Origin of the sequence: Streptomyces sp. NPDC017993 (genome assembly GCF_044328065.1) — a bacterium.
GTDB lineage: Bacteria > Actinomycetota > Actinomycetes > Streptomycetales > Streptomycetaceae > Streptomyces.
Genome location: NZ_JBIRGO010000008.1, coordinates 204,046 through 217,147, shown reverse-complemented (window position 1 = coordinate 217,147; position 13,102 = coordinate 204,046). Strand labels below are relative to the sequence as shown.

At 71.9% G+C, this 13,102-nt stretch carries 11 protein-coding genes; 5 read left to right on the top strand and 6 right to left on the bottom strand.

What is annotated here, in order from left to right; genetic code table 11:
* Nucleotides 1-49: 49 nt before the first annotated feature.
* Nucleotides 50-982 (bottom strand): UbiA family prenyltransferase, encoded by a 933-nt coding sequence (locus ACH4FH_RS16965; protein WP_398556783.1) that lies wholly within the window; start codon nucleotides 980-982, stop codon nucleotides 50-52.
* Between the two features lie 278 nt (nucleotides 983-1,260).
* Between ACH4FH_RS16965 and ACH4FH_RS16960 the strand changes: the two genes are divergently transcribed.
* Genes ACH4FH_RS16960 through ACH4FH_RS16950 form a run of 3 tightly spaced genes read left to right on the top strand, consistent with a single transcriptional unit; the run spans nucleotide 1,261 to nucleotide 3,917 of the window.
* Nucleotides 1,261-2,334, top strand: a complete 1,074-nt coding sequence (locus tag ACH4FH_RS16960; protein WP_398556612.1) for a type III polyketide synthase — start codon at nucleotides 1,261-1,263, stop codon at nucleotides 2,332-2,334.
* A 9-nt stretch (nucleotides 2,335-2,343) separates the two neighbouring features.
* Nucleotides 2,344-2,892 (top strand): isoprenylcysteine carboxyl methyltransferase family protein, encoded by a 549-nt coding sequence (locus tag ACH4FH_RS16955; protein WP_398556611.1) that lies wholly within the window; start codon nucleotides 2,344-2,346, stop codon nucleotides 2,890-2,892.
* On the top strand, nucleotides 2,889-3,917 hold the full coding sequence (locus ACH4FH_RS16950) for an NAD(P)/FAD-dependent oxidoreductase (protein ID WP_398556610.1): 1,029 nt from the start codon (nucleotides 2,889-2,891) through the stop codon (nucleotides 3,915-3,917). Before ACH4FH_RS16955 ends, ACH4FH_RS16950 begins: the two co-directional genes overlap by 4 nt.
* A 161-nt stretch (nucleotides 3,918-4,078) precedes the next feature.
* Here the strand turns inward: ACH4FH_RS16950 and ACH4FH_RS16945 are convergent, their stop codons facing one another.
* Complete coding sequence (locus ACH4FH_RS16945; protein ID WP_398556609.1) at nucleotides 4,079-4,627, bottom strand: winged helix-turn-helix domain-containing protein; 549 nt, start codon at nucleotides 4,625-4,627, stop codon at nucleotides 4,079-4,081.
* An 897-nt stretch (nucleotides 4,628-5,524) separates the two neighbouring features.
* Here ACH4FH_RS16945 and ACH4FH_RS16940 point away from each other — a divergent pair.
* Both ACH4FH_RS16940 and ACH4FH_RS16935 read left to right on the top strand, forming a co-directional pair.
* A complete protein-coding gene (locus ACH4FH_RS16940) occupies nucleotides 5,525-6,481 on the top strand; it encodes a hypothetical protein (protein WP_398556608.1) in 957 nt (318 codons plus the stop codon).
* 248 nt (nucleotides 6,482-6,729) lie between these two features.
* The gene (locus tag ACH4FH_RS16935; protein WP_398556607.1) at nucleotides 6,730-8,181 is read left to right on the top strand and encodes an amino acid permease; all 1,452 of its coding nucleotides are present in this window, start codon (nucleotides 6,730-6,732) and stop codon (nucleotides 8,179-8,181) included.
* 119 nt (nucleotides 8,182-8,300) lie between these two features.
* On the opposite strand, the gene ACH4FH_RS16930 is transcribed toward ACH4FH_RS16935, so the two are convergent.
* The 4 genes from ACH4FH_RS16930 to ACH4FH_RS16915 all read right to left on the bottom strand — a co-directional run bounded on the left by ACH4FH_RS16930 (nucleotide 8,301) and on the right by ACH4FH_RS16915 (nucleotide 12,845).
* A complete protein-coding gene (locus tag ACH4FH_RS16930; protein WP_398556606.1) occupies nucleotides 8,301-8,807 on the bottom strand; it encodes a DinB family protein in 507 nt (168 codons plus the stop codon).
* Nucleotides 8,808-8,989: 182 nt separating this feature from the next.
* A complete protein-coding gene (locus tag ACH4FH_RS16925) occupies nucleotides 8,990-9,817 on the bottom strand; it encodes a polysaccharide deacetylase family protein (protein ID WP_398556605.1) in 828 nt (275 codons plus the stop codon).
* A gap of 305 nt (nucleotides 9,818-10,122) precedes the next feature.
* A complete protein-coding gene (locus ACH4FH_RS16920; RefSeq protein WP_393895095.1) occupies nucleotides 10,123-10,314 on the bottom strand; it encodes a hypothetical protein in 192 nt (63 codons plus the stop codon).
* 122 nt (nucleotides 10,315-10,436) lie between these two features.
* The gene (locus ACH4FH_RS16915) at nucleotides 10,437-12,845 is read right to left on the bottom strand and encodes a SpoIIE family protein phosphatase (protein ID WP_398556604.1); all 2,409 of its coding nucleotides are present in this window, start codon (nucleotides 12,843-12,845) and stop codon (nucleotides 10,437-10,439) included.
* Nucleotides 12,846-13,102: the final 257 nt, after the last annotated feature.

The following is a 13,102-nucleotide window of genomic DNA, read 5'->3' as shown; positions in this document are numbered from 1 at the left end:
CGGGGCCCGCCCGCCGCCCGCCCGCACCGGCCCGCCGTACGGCCGGGATTCAGCAGATGACCGCGCCCTGCCCCAGCAGCAGCGCGACATCGAGCGCTGCGACGACGACTGCCCCGACGAAGGGCGCCTTCGGCAGCTTCCGGGCCGTCAGCGCCCCGCCGACCGCCACCGCCACGGACGCCGCGACGGCGACGACCCCGGCGGCACCGGCCGGCCCCGGCCCGCCGAGGACGAGCACCACGGTGGCGGCCACCAGCGGAAGCGGCAGCAGCACCGCCGACCGGCGCGGGCCCAGCCGCTGCGGCCAGCCACGCACGCCCGTGGCCAGGTCGGCGGTGATGTCCGGAAGGACATCAGCCAGATGCGCGCCGACACCGAGCAGCGCCGCCGCCGTCACCACCCACCAGGCAGGCCACGGCTGCCCCGGAAGCCCCAAGGTCACAAAGGCGGGCAGCGAGGCGAATCCCACGGCGTACGGCAGCCAGGACAGCGGCGTGGCCTTCAGCCCCAGGTTGTACGCCCAGCCCGCGGCGACCCCGACGAGATGGACCGCGCCGGCGAGCGGTCCGTAGCCGAGGGAGAGCGGCAGACAGAGCGTCAGGGCGGCCACCGCGGCGATGTGTACGGTCCGGGCGCTCACCGCGCCGGCGACGACCGCCTTGGACCGTCGTCCCACGGCGCCGTCGCGCACCGCGTCGAGGGCGTCATTGCTCCAGCCGATGGACAACTGCCCCGCCAGCACGGCGGCAGTCGCCTGCAGTGCTCCGAGGCCCTCCTGCCCGGTGGCCACCGTCAGCCCGCCCACCAGGAGGCTCACAGCGACGGTCGGCCCGGGATGGCAGGCCCTCAGCAGGGCGCCCACCGTACGCAGCGGCCGAGGGAGGCGCCGTGCGGGCCGCGGGGGAGAGCCGCCCGGTGTGCGCGACGGTCGTCGGTCCGCGGTCGCCGCCGGTGCCCCGGCGGTCGCGTCCGGCCGGTCCATGGCGTCCACCCGCTGATGTTAGAACCGCCCCGCACCGCCGACGAGGTACGCCATGCCGCCGGTCCCCCGCCTCCTCCTCGGACGCACGCGGACACTACGGCCGGACGGGCGACTTGAGCGGCGTCACGGTGTCGTGCCGTAGCGCGCGGGGGCATCCCTTGTGGGGTCACGAGTCACCCGACACCCGTCCCCGGTCTGCCGGCCGCAGCCAACCGGCCACGCCGGCCCGGCCCCGCCAACCCAGGCCCCGTCACCCGTTTCCCGACCTCGGACCGCAGATGACCCGCATCGCAGCTGTCCATGGAGCCCTCCCTCCGCACCGGCACACCCAGCGAGAGATCACGGACCTGGTCGCCCGGATCTGCCTGCCCGACGGCACCGACCGGCGGGTCCTCGACCGGCTGCACCACAGCGCGCGGGTGAACACCCGGCACATGAGCCTGCCGCTCGAACGCTATGCCGCACTGGACGGCTTCGGCGCGGTCAACGACGCGTTCATCGACGGCGCGGTGAGCCTGGGAGCGGCCGCCGTCAGCGGCGCGCTGGCGACGGCGGGGCTCGCCCCGCGCGATGTCGACCTGTTGATGTTCACCTCGGTGACCGGGATCGCGGCGCCTTCCATCGACGCCCGGCTCGTCGGCCGGCTCGGCCTGCGACCGGACGTCAAGCGTCTGCCCGTCTTCGGACTGGGCTGCGTCGCGGGGGCGGCCGGCATCGCCCGCCTGCACGACTACCTGCTGGGCCGGCCGGACGACGTGGCGGTCCTGCTGTCGGTGGAGCTGTGCACGCTGACCTTCCAGCGCGACGACGCCTCCATGGCCAACCTCATCGCCAGTGCCCTGTTCGGGGACGGCGCCGCCGCGGTCGTCGCCTGCGGCGCCCGCCGGACGCCGCCCCGAGGCCCGACGACGGCCGCCGGCCCGACGGTGGTGGCCACCCGCAGCCATCTCTACCCGGACACCGAGCACGTGATGGGGTGGGACGTCACCTCCTCCGGCTTCCGCGTGGTGCTCGACGCCAGCGTCCCCGACGTCGTACGCAAGAACCTCGCGGGCGACGTCGACGCCTTCCTCGCCGATCACGGACTAAGGCGCGCCGACATCACCACCTGGGTCTCCCACCCCGGCGGACCGAAGGTGCTGGAAGCGGTGGCGGAGTCCCTCGACCTGGCCGACGACGCCCTCGACCTGACCTGGCGCTCGCTGGCGGAGGTGGGCAACCTCTCCTCGGCGTCGGTCCTGCACGTCCTGCGCGACACCCTCGCCGAGCGCAGGCCACCGCCCGGCACCCCGGGCCTGCTGCTCGCCATGGGGCCCGGCTTCTGCTCCGAACTGGTTCTGCTGCGCTGGTAGGGACAACTCATGATCTGGTACGCCTTGCTGGTGCTGGCCGTCGGCGCGGAGCGGCTCGCCGAACTCCGCGTAGCCCGCCGCAACGCCCGTTGGAGCGTGGCCCACGGGGCCGTCGAATCGGGACCCGGGCACTACCCCGCCATGGTCGCCCTGCACACCGGACTGCTCGCCGGCTGCCTGGCGGAATCCTGGGCGGCCGGGCGGCCGTTCGACCCCGCCCTCGGCTGGACGATGACGGCGGTCGTGGTCGCCGCCCAGGCACTGCGCTGGTGGTGCATCCGCACCCTGGGGCCGCGCTGGAACACCCGCGTGCTCGTCGTCCCCGGCCTGCCCTTGGTGAGCGCGGGGCCGTACCGCCTGCTGAGCCACCCCAACTACGTGGCCGTGGTGGCGGAAGGGCTGGCGCTGCCGCTCGTCCGCGGAGCGTGGGTGACGGCGCTGCTCTTCGGTGTGCTCAACGCGGCGCTGCTCACCGTCCGGATCCGCTGTGAGGGCCGGGCGTTGCTCCGCGAGGGCGCTGCCGGCCCGTCGGCCCGGCCCGCGGGTGCGGACCGGTGATCGACCTGCTCGTCGTGGGTGGCGGGCCCGCCGGGTTGGCCGCCGCCATCCACGGGGCGCTCGCCGGGATGGAGGCGGTCGTGATCGAGCCGCGCACCACGCCCGTGGACAAGGCATGCGGCGAGGGCATCATGCCCAGCGGCGTGCGTGCGCTGCGTGCCATCGGGGTGGACCTCGGCGGCGGTTACCCGCTGCGCGGCATCCGCTACGTGGACGGCCGCCACCGCGTCCAGGCCGCGTTCCGTGACGGCACCGGCTCGGGGATGCGCCGCACCGTTTTGCACACGGCCCTCTCCTGGAGGGCCGCCGCACTCGGGGTCAAGGTGCTGACGGGTCGGGTCGGTGAGGTGCGGCAGAGCGCGGACGCGGTGACCGCGGCCGGGATGCGGGCCCGCTGGCTGATCGCCGCCGACGGTCTGCACTCGCCCGTCCGGCAGGCCCTGGGCCTGGACCTCCCCGGCTCCCGTCCCCGGCGCTACGGCCTGCGCAGGCACTACCGCGTCCCGCCGTGGACGGACTTCGTCGAGGTGCACTGGCCCGAGGCGGGCGCGGGCCCCGGCGAGGTCTATGTGACGCCGGTGGGGCCGGAGTTGGTGGGAGTGGCGGTGCTGAGCACGGCACGGCGCGGTTTCGACGCCCATCTGGCCGGTTTCCCCCGGCTCGCCCCGCTGCTCGCGGGCCCCCCGGCAGACGCGGTACGCGGGGCCGGTCCCTTGCAACAGCGGTCCCGATGCCGCAGCGCGGGCCGGGTGTTGCTCGTCGGCGACGCGGCGGGCTATGTCGACGCGCTCACCGGCGAAGGCATCGCGCTCGCCCTGGCCTCGGCCGGGGCCGCGGTCCGCTGTCTGCGCGCCGGCCGGCCGCGGGCGTACGAGGGGGAGTGGCGAAGGCTCTCCAGGCGGCACCGGCTGCTGACCGAGGGGCTGGTGCGGTGGAGCGGTCATCCGAACGCTGCCCGGCTGCTCGTTCCGGCGGCGGCGAGGATGCCGTCGGTCTTCGGCGCGGCGGTCCATGCGCTGCAATGAGGTGTCGGGCCTCGGCGGCGAACGGGCGTAGTAGTGAGCCGAGTTGATGCTGTGGTGCCCCGCAACCGGATCGCGGTCGCGGGGCTCCGGAGCGTCGGCACGCCGTCGGTGTGCCGACGGCGAGTCGCCACGGGGCCTTCAACCGCCCCTGGGCCTCGGGCTCAGGGCGGGGGCGGCAGGTATTTGTAGCCGATCCCGAAGACGGTGCGGATCGAGGAGCGCAGGCCGGGCCCCAGGCGACGGCGCAGCCGGGCGATGTGTACGTCGACGGTGCGGTCGCTGGACTCGCAGGATGGCCATACGGCGGCCATGAGTTGCTGCCGGGTGAAGGCGCGCTGGGGGTGCAGGACGAGATGAGCGAGCAGGTCGAACTCCAGCCGGGGCAGGGAGAGCTGGCGCCCTTCGACGGACACGGTCCTGGCGGCGGTGTCGAGGCGGATCGGGTCGGCAGCGGCGGCGGCCCTGGCGGCGGTGCGGATACCCGACGGGCGCGTGGGCTCGTCGCGTGCGGGCGCCAGAATGATGTGGACCTCGTCCGACGCCAGCCGGTGGACCGATACGGGTTCGAGGTCGTGCAGGGTGAGTTGCCACTTGCCGTCGGGGAGCCGGTCGACCGCCACGGGTGGCCCTTCGTCGGACCCGGCGTCCGCCGGCCGGCGGAAGTCGGCCTCCGGACGCAGGGCGAGGGTCGTCGAGGGATTCATGAACATGATCTGGGCCCATTCCTCTTGCAAAGCAGGCGTGTACGGACAGACATGGCGGTGCTCGACGTTCGATGTGCGGATGTCGTGCGGGGCGTTCGCGACGCGGTCCGGTGCTGGGGCGGGGTCGGCGAGCCCGGCGCGGGGGATGCGGGTGTGCCCCGGGGGGCCACCCGCACCATCCGTGCCGGAGAACGCTCGCGTGCATGCCCGTGCTCAGCCATGACGGGGTCTGAAGCCACGGCTCCGGTCCGAACGAACGCTACATGTGATCACGCGGTTCCGGAAAGTAGCTACTGCTAATCACGCGTGCTCTTCGGTCGTTTCGAGGACCGACTCCCGTCGCGTCAGGAGGGGGTGGGTCGCCCCCCGCAAAGGCGCCGCGGCGTTGTAGGGCAAGCGCATGAGGAGCCCGAAAGGAGGGGCGGTTCGGTCGAGCGGGGCCGACGGCTGCACGGGCCGGGCCGGGCGATCGGCAGGCGGGACCGGGGTGGCGGGGAATCGCCGGCGAACTGGCCGATATGCGGCGGTGCATGGCGGCGGTGACTACGCACCACTCAACCGCACCGAAATCGGAGAGCGTTCAACAATTCGACGTTGAACCGGCGTTGTGCCCACGTATGGAGGAAATGTGAAGGGCCGAATATGCCAAACGAACACCCGGGGCGTTAAGGAATGGCAAAGTCGCGAGCCGGGAGGGATCGGCAGGGGGCTGATTCCACATCAATCCCGGTGAACCTGAATCGTGCGGAACCAGATAATCCTGGCGGCCGTTTTCACGTTCTGTTGATGATGAGTAGGGTGTGGCCCGCTGCCGAGTGGGCCGGGGGAACGGTCCAGTTGAATTCGGCACCAACAGAATGCATGTATGCGCGGGGATGACACCTTCAGGACCAGGAGGGGATCGTGACGGCCGGCTCTTTCGAGGGGCAGTACGTGTGGAGCCCGGCGGCCGATGACCGACAGCTCGCCCGCGCCTGTATGGATGTCAGAACCGGCCGGTACTTCAGCGCGCATGAGGTCCTGAAGGAGGCCCGCGGGGATTTCGAGGTACGGGCGCACCGTTCGCTCGTGCTGGCATCCGAGGCCGCCGACTCCGATCTCGCAGAACGCTGGTGGGCCGAAGAGCCGGGCCCCGAGGCGGCATTGCTGTGGGCGCGGGTGGCGATGCTCCGGGCACTGCGCGCGGCCGACTCCGGCGATCCGCGCCAAGGAGCCCTGGCGCGGATAGCGCGGACGGCGTGCGAGCGGGCCGCGCATCTGCTTCCCGGCGACCCCACGCCCTGGGTCGCCCAGCTCTCCCTGGAGCGCCTGGACCGGCCCCGGGATCCCGCCCCGCGAGGGCTGCTGACGGCGCCCGGCGGCCCTTGGTATCTCTTCGCCCATATTCTCCGGCTCGACCCCTGGCACCGCGAGGCGCACCACAGGTTCCTGTCGTTCTTCTTCACCCGCCACGGCGGTTCGTCCAGCGAGAGCTGGGACGTCGCCGCGTTCCTGAGCCAGCGGGCGCCGGCCGGCTCGCCGCTCCGGCTGCTGCCGCTGGTGGCGCTGGTCGAGGACTACGACCCGTCCGCCCTGCTCGCGGACCACACCTGGGAGCAGCCCCAGTGGGTCTCCACGGCGACTAGCGTTCACCGCAACTGGTTTCCGCTGGTGGCCGAATACCGCTTCACGCCGGTGCTGGACCTCGCGTATCTGGCGCATGCGCTGTTCACGGCGAAACGCGAATTCGAGGCACGGGAAGTCCTTACCGCGATGGGGCCGTATGCCTCGCGTATGCCATGGAGCGCTTTCGGTGATCCCGAAGAGCAATTGACCAAAGCCCGGCGCTCGTGCGGACTACCCGTCCCCGGCCCCACCTGATCCGCGCCCGCGCCGTCACCGACGCCGGCGCGCGGCGTTCCGGGTAGTGGCCGTCAAGGATTCCTGACCGAAATCTTTGGCGGTCCGACCGGCCCGGCTCGCCTCACCAGCCCGATGAGTCGAGGCGTCTTTCTCTCGGCTCTTTCAGAAAGGTAGCGGTTGTGTCCGAGCGCATGTCTGTCACACGCTCGAAAACCCCCCATGACGCACACCCCGTCACCCTTGACGATGACGCGACGCTCCATGCCATGGGCTATCCGCGGAAACTCACCCGGCGGTTCCGCGCGTTCGACAATTTCGCGATTTCCTTCACCATCATCAACATCATCTCCGGGATCTTCTCCTCCTTCGGATTCGGGATGGGCGCGGGCGGCCCGCGCATTCTTGTCTTCGGCTGGATCGGCGTATCGATCATGGTGCTGTTCGTCGGCGCCGCGATGGGCGAGATCGCCTCGGCCTATCCGACCAGCGGCGCGCTCTACTTCTCCGCGGGCAAGCTCGCCAAGCGCCACCGTGGTGCCTGGTCCTGGTACACGGGCTGGCTGAACTTCGTCGGCCAGGTGGGCGGCACGGCCGCCACCAACTTCGCCGCCGCCACGTTCATCCAGGCGTTCCTCGCCATGCAGTGGCCCTCCTACGAGGCGACGCCGCAGCTGACCGTCGGGATCACCGCGGCCATTCTCCTGCTCCAGGCGCTGGCAAATACCTACACGGTGCGGCTGGTTGCGGTGGTGAACCGGATATCCGTGTGGTGGTTGCTGATCGGCCTGGTGGTGATCGTCGCCGCGCTGACGCTGATACCGACACACCATCAGGACCCGTCGTACGTCACGCACTTCGCCAACAACACCGGCTTCACCTACGCGGTTTACGGTGGAATGCTGGGCCTGCTCGTCACGAGTTGGACGTTCACCGGCTTCGACGGCAGTTTCCACATGTCCGAAGAAACCGTGAAGGCCACCGTGAATGCCCCGAAGGGCATCATGCGGGCGATCGGCTGCTCCGCGATCGCCGGACTGATCCTCATGCTCGCGCTGGTCTATGCGATCCGCGACTACGATCATGCCGCGAGCGCGTCCGCCCCGCCGGTGCAGATTCTCATCGACGCTCTCGGTGCCGGCACCGCGAAGCTGCTGTTGTTGATCGTGATCGGCGCCATGCTGTTCTGCGGCCTCGCCAACATGACCAGCAATACCCGCCAGATCTTCGCCTTCTCCCGCGACGGTGCGATGCCCGGCTCTCGGTGGTGGCATTCGGTCTCGCCGCGTACCCGCACCCCCGTCAAGGCCGTATGGCTGGCCGCGGCCTGCCCGTTGGTACTCGTTCTGCCCGGCTGGTGGTCCCACACCGCATTCACCGCCGTCGTGAGCGTGAATGTCGTCGGGCTGTTTCTCGCCTACGGGGTGCCGATCTTTCTCCGGCTCCGGCTGGACGACTTCCAGGCCGGGCCGTGGAATCTGGGGCGCTACGGCCGGCCCGTGGCGGCGGTCGCGGTGACGTGGATCGTGCTCAGCAATGTGCTCTTCATGCTCCCGCAGGCCTCGCCGATCACCCCAGCCACGTTCAACTACGCCCCGATCGCCCTCGCGGTGGTGCTGCTGATCGCCACGGTCTGGTGGTTCGCCACCGCTCGCCATCGCTTCCAGGGGCCGGTCAGCTACGGGCGGCCCGACGAGGTGGCCGCGATGGACCTGATCTGACGTCGGCCCGGACGACGGCGGGCCTGCCGGTGCGTTGCCACCGGCAGGCCCGCCGATCGGCGGCACTGCTGCCGAGTCCGGGACGCGACGAGGTCAACGCCGGTGCGCACGGCGGGATTTCACGCTCCGACGGTGCCGTCGATGCCCTCGCGCAGGAGATCCGCATGGCCGTTGTGCCGGGCGTACTCATGGATCAGGTGCAGCATCACCAGCCGGAGCGATACGTCCTCCCCCCACCTCGGCTGGTAGCCGGTCACGTCGAGCGACTCCGCCGCCTGCTCGATCCGGCGCGCGTGGACGACCTCCTCCTGCCAGGCGCCGAACGCCTCTGCCCGGGTGGCCCCGGTCGCGTCGTACGCCTCCTGGTAATTGCCCTTCGACGACCAGACGAGCGGAATGTCCTCGCCGTTGATCACCCGGCGGAACCAGGTGCGTTCGACCTCGGCCATGTGCCGCACCAGCCCGAGCAGCGACAGCGTGGACGGCGGCATCGACTGACGGCGCAGCTCCTCGTCGCTCAGCCCGTCGGTCTTCATGGCGAGCGTCGCCCGGTGGAAGTCGAGGTAGCTGCGCAGGGACTCCCGCTCTCCCGCACCGCGCGGCGGGTCAATGCGTTTGGTGGTCACGGCTGTTGTTCTCCTCAGCGGTGGGTGCCCCGTCACTCCCGCCGCGCCGGATGTCCCGGCCGATGCGGCGAACCGGGCCGGTGGAGCGTCAGATTATGCGGTGGCGGCCCGCCGGGCAGGTGATTTTCCCGTGCCGCCCGGTGCGCTCGTGCGGTCGCCGTCACTGCCCTCGGGGCCGTGGCTCACGGCATTGCCCCGGGGCCCGGGGGCCCACCACCGATCGGACGGCCGAGCAGGGCGCTGCCGCGGCGGTATAGCCGCCAGACCTTGGTCTGAAGAGATTCCGGCAGAGGAGAGGCCGGCGCGCCGGTCAGGTGGGTCCACCGGGAGAAGCGCTCCGGCGGGGTGTCGGCGCGGACCGTCAGACGGGCGATGCGCAGGGGATCGTCGGTGGCCGAGCTGAACGCGTTGCGGATGGCGCATGCGGAGGTCCAGCCGGCTTCCCGGGTGGTGCGGCGTACCGCGCCGCTGGAGTAGCCGTGCGGATAGGCGAAGGCGTGGACGGGGTGGCTGAGCGCGTCCTCCAGCCGCCGTTTGCTGTCGACGATCTCGTGCCAGGCCCGTTGGGCGGGCAGCGTGTCCAGCTGGGGGTGGGTGACGGAGTGCCCGCCGATCTCGAAGCCGAGCGCGTCCAGCGTCGCGATCTGACGCCACGTCAGCATGGCTGCGGGAGGCAGCAGGCTGCCTTCCGGCCGGCCGTCCGGAGCAGGGATGGCTCCGGTGGCGACGTAGAGCGTCGCGGGCAGGGCGCGCTCGGTGAGGAGCGGGGTGACCGCCTGGTAGAAGTCGGCGAATCCGTCGTCGAAGGTGAGCACGGCGCAGCCGGCCGGCAGCGCGGGGCCACCCCGCATCGCCGCGATCAGCCGGCGCAGCGGCACCACGGTGAGTCCGCCGTCGGCGATCCGGTCGAGTTGCTCGGCGAAGGCGCGCGGCGTGACCGTGTACGGGGCGATCCACGCGGGCGGGTCGTCGCTCACCGAGTGATAGAGGAAGACGGGTACGGCGCTCATGACCGGTCCCTCCGGGGTTCGCGCCGACTCCCGCGGCGTGGTCGCAGGGCCCCGCGTCGAGCGCGGCAGCCGGCGACAGCACAGGGCCGACGAGCGGCAGAAGGTCCGGGCGCGACCAGGTGGCCCGGGCCGGTGGTGACGTGGGCAATGTCCTTCCCCGGCGGGTTCACGGGCAGTCGCACCCCGGCCGACACGCCTGACGTCGTTCATCGCCTCCTTGATCGAGGGCGCCGAGAAGCCCCGTGCCCGCGGGCCCCGCACACGGAACGGGGTGTGCCTCTCCCGCGGGCCGCGCCCTCAGCCCGTCACGGCAGATACCTCTCGATGGCAGCGGGTCCCTCTTCGTCGATGAGTCGCTTCGCCCAGGCGAGGCTCGCGGGGGTGGGCTCGCGGCCGGACGCCTTCACCAGATCCTCCGGGTCGAAGGGCCGCTCGCCGCCGGTGTACAGCTCTGTCGGCCGTCGCTCGGCCGAGCTTTCCCTGCCGTTGGTCGTCACAGGTCCTCCTCTGTCCGCGCCCCCGGACCACTGGGCGGGGCGCTTGGTTCCATCATGAGGCTGCCTCCGAACGCCCGCACGACGTGCGCCGTGGCGCACCTGGCGGCCGCGCGGAGTGCCGGTCAGCCGACCGGTCGCGGGGCCCCGGGATAGTCCGGCGGAAACGCCTGCTCGGTCCAGATGGTCTTGCCGAACGGTGTGTAGCGCGTCCCCCAGCGCTGCACCAGTTGCGCGACGATGAACAGGCCACGCCCGCCCTCGTCGTCGCTCGCGCTGTGGCGCAGGTGCGGAGAGGTGTGGCCGGTGTCCGACACCTCCGTCAGCAGGGTCAGATCGCGCAGCAGGCGCAGGTGCAGCGGCCCGGACGCGTGCCGTACGGCATTGGTGACGAGCTCGCTGACCACCAGCTCGGTCGTGTACGACAGTTCCTCCAGGTCCCAGTCCCGCAGCTGCCCCGTGGCCAGCTCCCGGGCCCGGCCCACCGCGGCCGGCTCGGCGGGCAGTTCCCATTCCGCGACCTGCTGGGTGTCCAGTTCGCGGGTCCGCACCAGCAGCAACGCCGTGTCGTCGGGTGCGGTCGCGGCCGGCAGCAGCTCGGTCAGCGCCCGGTCGCACAGCTCCTCCAAGGGCCGCCGGTTGTCGCTGAGGACCTGGCCCAGAACGCCCAGTCCCACGTCGATGTCCCGGTCCCGGGCCTCGACCAGCCCGTCGGTGAACAGCGCGATGAGGCTGCCCACCGGAAGTTCGACTTCCAGGGACTCGAACGGCAGGCCGCCGAGCCCCAGCGGCGGCCCGGCCGGCAGGTCCGGGAAGGTCAGAGCGCCTTCGGTGTCGACGATCGCCGGCGGCAGGTGGCCGGCGCGGGCCATGGTGCAGAGCCGGGAGACAGGGTCGTAGATGGCATAGAGGCAGGTCACACCGATGGCCATGTCGTCGGACAGGGCGACGTCCGGGCCCAGGGCCGTCGCCTGGTCCTCCGCCGTCTGCCCCACCAGGTCGTCCAGCCGGCTCAGCAGTTCGTCCGGAGGCAGATCCAACTGGGCCAGGGCGCGCACCGTCGTGCGCAGCCGCCCCATGGTCGCGGCGGCCTGGAGGCCGTGTCCGACCACGTCCCCCACGACCAGCCCGACGCGGGCGCCGGACAGTCCGATGACGTCGAACCAGTCGCCGCCGACGCCGGACCGGTCGTCGCTGGGCAGATAGCGGTAGGCCAGGTCGACCGCGGACTGGGTGGGCAGGTGCTGCGGCAGCAGGTCGCGCTGGAGGGCCAGGGACGCGGAGCGCTCGCGGGCGAAGCGGCGGGCGTTGTCGATACACGCGGCCGTTCGGGTGACCAGCTCGTCGGCGAGGTCGATCTCGCCGCTGTCGAAGACGGCGGAATGCCGGCTGCGGACGAACGTGACCAGGCCCAACGGGCTGCCACCGACCCGCAACGGCACCACCATGGTGTTCTCGTCGTGCACCATGCCGCCCGAGGACAGGCTGCGGTACTGGGGCGACCCGGGCGGGTAGTCGACGCGGTACGGAGCCTCCGGCTCACCGGGGTCGGGCCACGAGGCCGAGCGGGAGGCGGCGCGCAGCATCGGGGGCACCGTGCCGCTGACGTGGTCCGGCTCCGCGCCCTCCAGGACCGCCCAGGACAGGTCGACGGTGACCGCGGTGGCGAAAGCGGGGACGGCCACCTCGGTGATCTCCCGCGCGGTGACCGTCATGTCGAGCGTGGTGCCGATCCGGCCGCCCGCCTCCACCAGGAGGTTCAGCCGGCGCTGGGCCTGGTAGCGGTCCGTGATGTCGAAGGCGTCCTCACAGACCCCCAGGACCTTGCCCTGTGCGTCCTGCAGCCGGTAATAGGAGCACGACCAGACGTGCTCGGTGTCGGGGTCGGTGGGGGGCCGGCCCACGAAGTGCAGGTCGAGGATCGATTCGCCGGTTTCCAGCACGTATCCCATGACCTCTTCGAGGCTGCGCGGATACCCCTCGGTCACGAACATGCCCTTGGGGTAGAGCTCGTCGGCCCGACTGCCCAGCAGCTCCCGCAGGGGAACCCCGATCTCCAGGCCGTAGGCGGCGTTGAACCAGGTCAGGCGCAGATCGGCGTCATAGGTGGCCAGGCCGACCGGGGACTGCGTCGCCAGGCCGTGCAGCATGGCCTGCCGGGACTGCCAGCTCCGTACGCCGTCGAGCTCGGCCGCCACCAGAACCCGCGCGGACTCCGTCCCCTTGCCGGCGACCGGGCAGGTCGTCATCGCCACCTGCAGCAGCCTGCCGTCCCGGTGGCGTGCCGTACGCGCCTCGCTGCCGCTCAGTGCGGGCCTTGGCCGGCGGCCCGCCGGACCTAGGTCGGCGGCGGGCGGCAGAAACGTCTCCAGGGGGAGCCCGATGATGTCATCCGGGGTGTACCCGAGGAGTTCCTCGGCCGCGGCGGACCAGCCGATGACCAGGTCCTGGGCGTCCAGAACCGCGGTGGCCGCCCTGGTGACGTCGAGGGGACCACGGAAGTCGGCGCTCTGCGCCGTGTTCCATGCGTTCATGGCATCAACCCAGCCCGGTTCCGTAGTTACAGCATCGAGCCGGATCACCACCGGCACAACCTGCGTCCGCGCACGCGGAGGGGGTCGGCGCCCCTCCCGGGCCCGTCACCACGCGCCGGGCTGCCCGCTTGCCCGCCCCGGCTTCCGGCACCGGGCCGCTACCCCGTGCGTGTCATGGACCCGCGGTGGGGTTGTCGCGGGTCACCACTCCGGTGGAGGCCGCCGGGGTGGCGCCCGCCCTCCGTGCGGCCCCCCGG

What these genes read in the sequence shown, in the direction of transcription:
- ACH4FH_RS16945 (WP_398556609.1), bottom strand. Translation starts at nt 4,627, where the DNA reads ATGTTCATGAATCCCTCGACGACCCTCGCCCTGCGTCCGGAGGCCGAC.
- ACH4FH_RS16955 (WP_398556611.1), top strand. Translation starts at nt 2,344, where the DNA reads ATGATCTGGTACGCCTTGCTGGTGCTGGCCGTCGGCGCGGAGCGGCTC.
- ACH4FH_RS16915 (WP_398556604.1), bottom strand. Translation starts at nt 12,845, where the DNA reads ATGAACGCATGGAACACGGCGCAGAGCGCCGACTTCCGTGGTCCCCTC.
- ACH4FH_RS16935 (WP_398556607.1), top strand. Translation starts at nt 6,730, where the DNA reads ATGGGCTATCCGCGGAAACTCACCCGGCGGTTCCGCGCGTTCGACAAT.
- ACH4FH_RS16960 (WP_398556612.1), top strand. Translation starts at nt 1,261, where the DNA reads ATGACCCGCATCGCAGCTGTCCATGGAGCCCTCCCTCCGCACCGGCAC.
- ACH4FH_RS16925 (WP_398556605.1), bottom strand. Translation starts at nt 9,817, where the DNA reads ATGAGCGCCGTACCCGTCTTCCTCTATCACTCGGTGAGCGACGACCCG.
- ACH4FH_RS16965 (WP_398556783.1), bottom strand. Translation starts at nt 982, where the DNA reads ATGGACCGGCCGGACGCGACCGCCGGGGCACCGGCGGCGACCGCGGAC.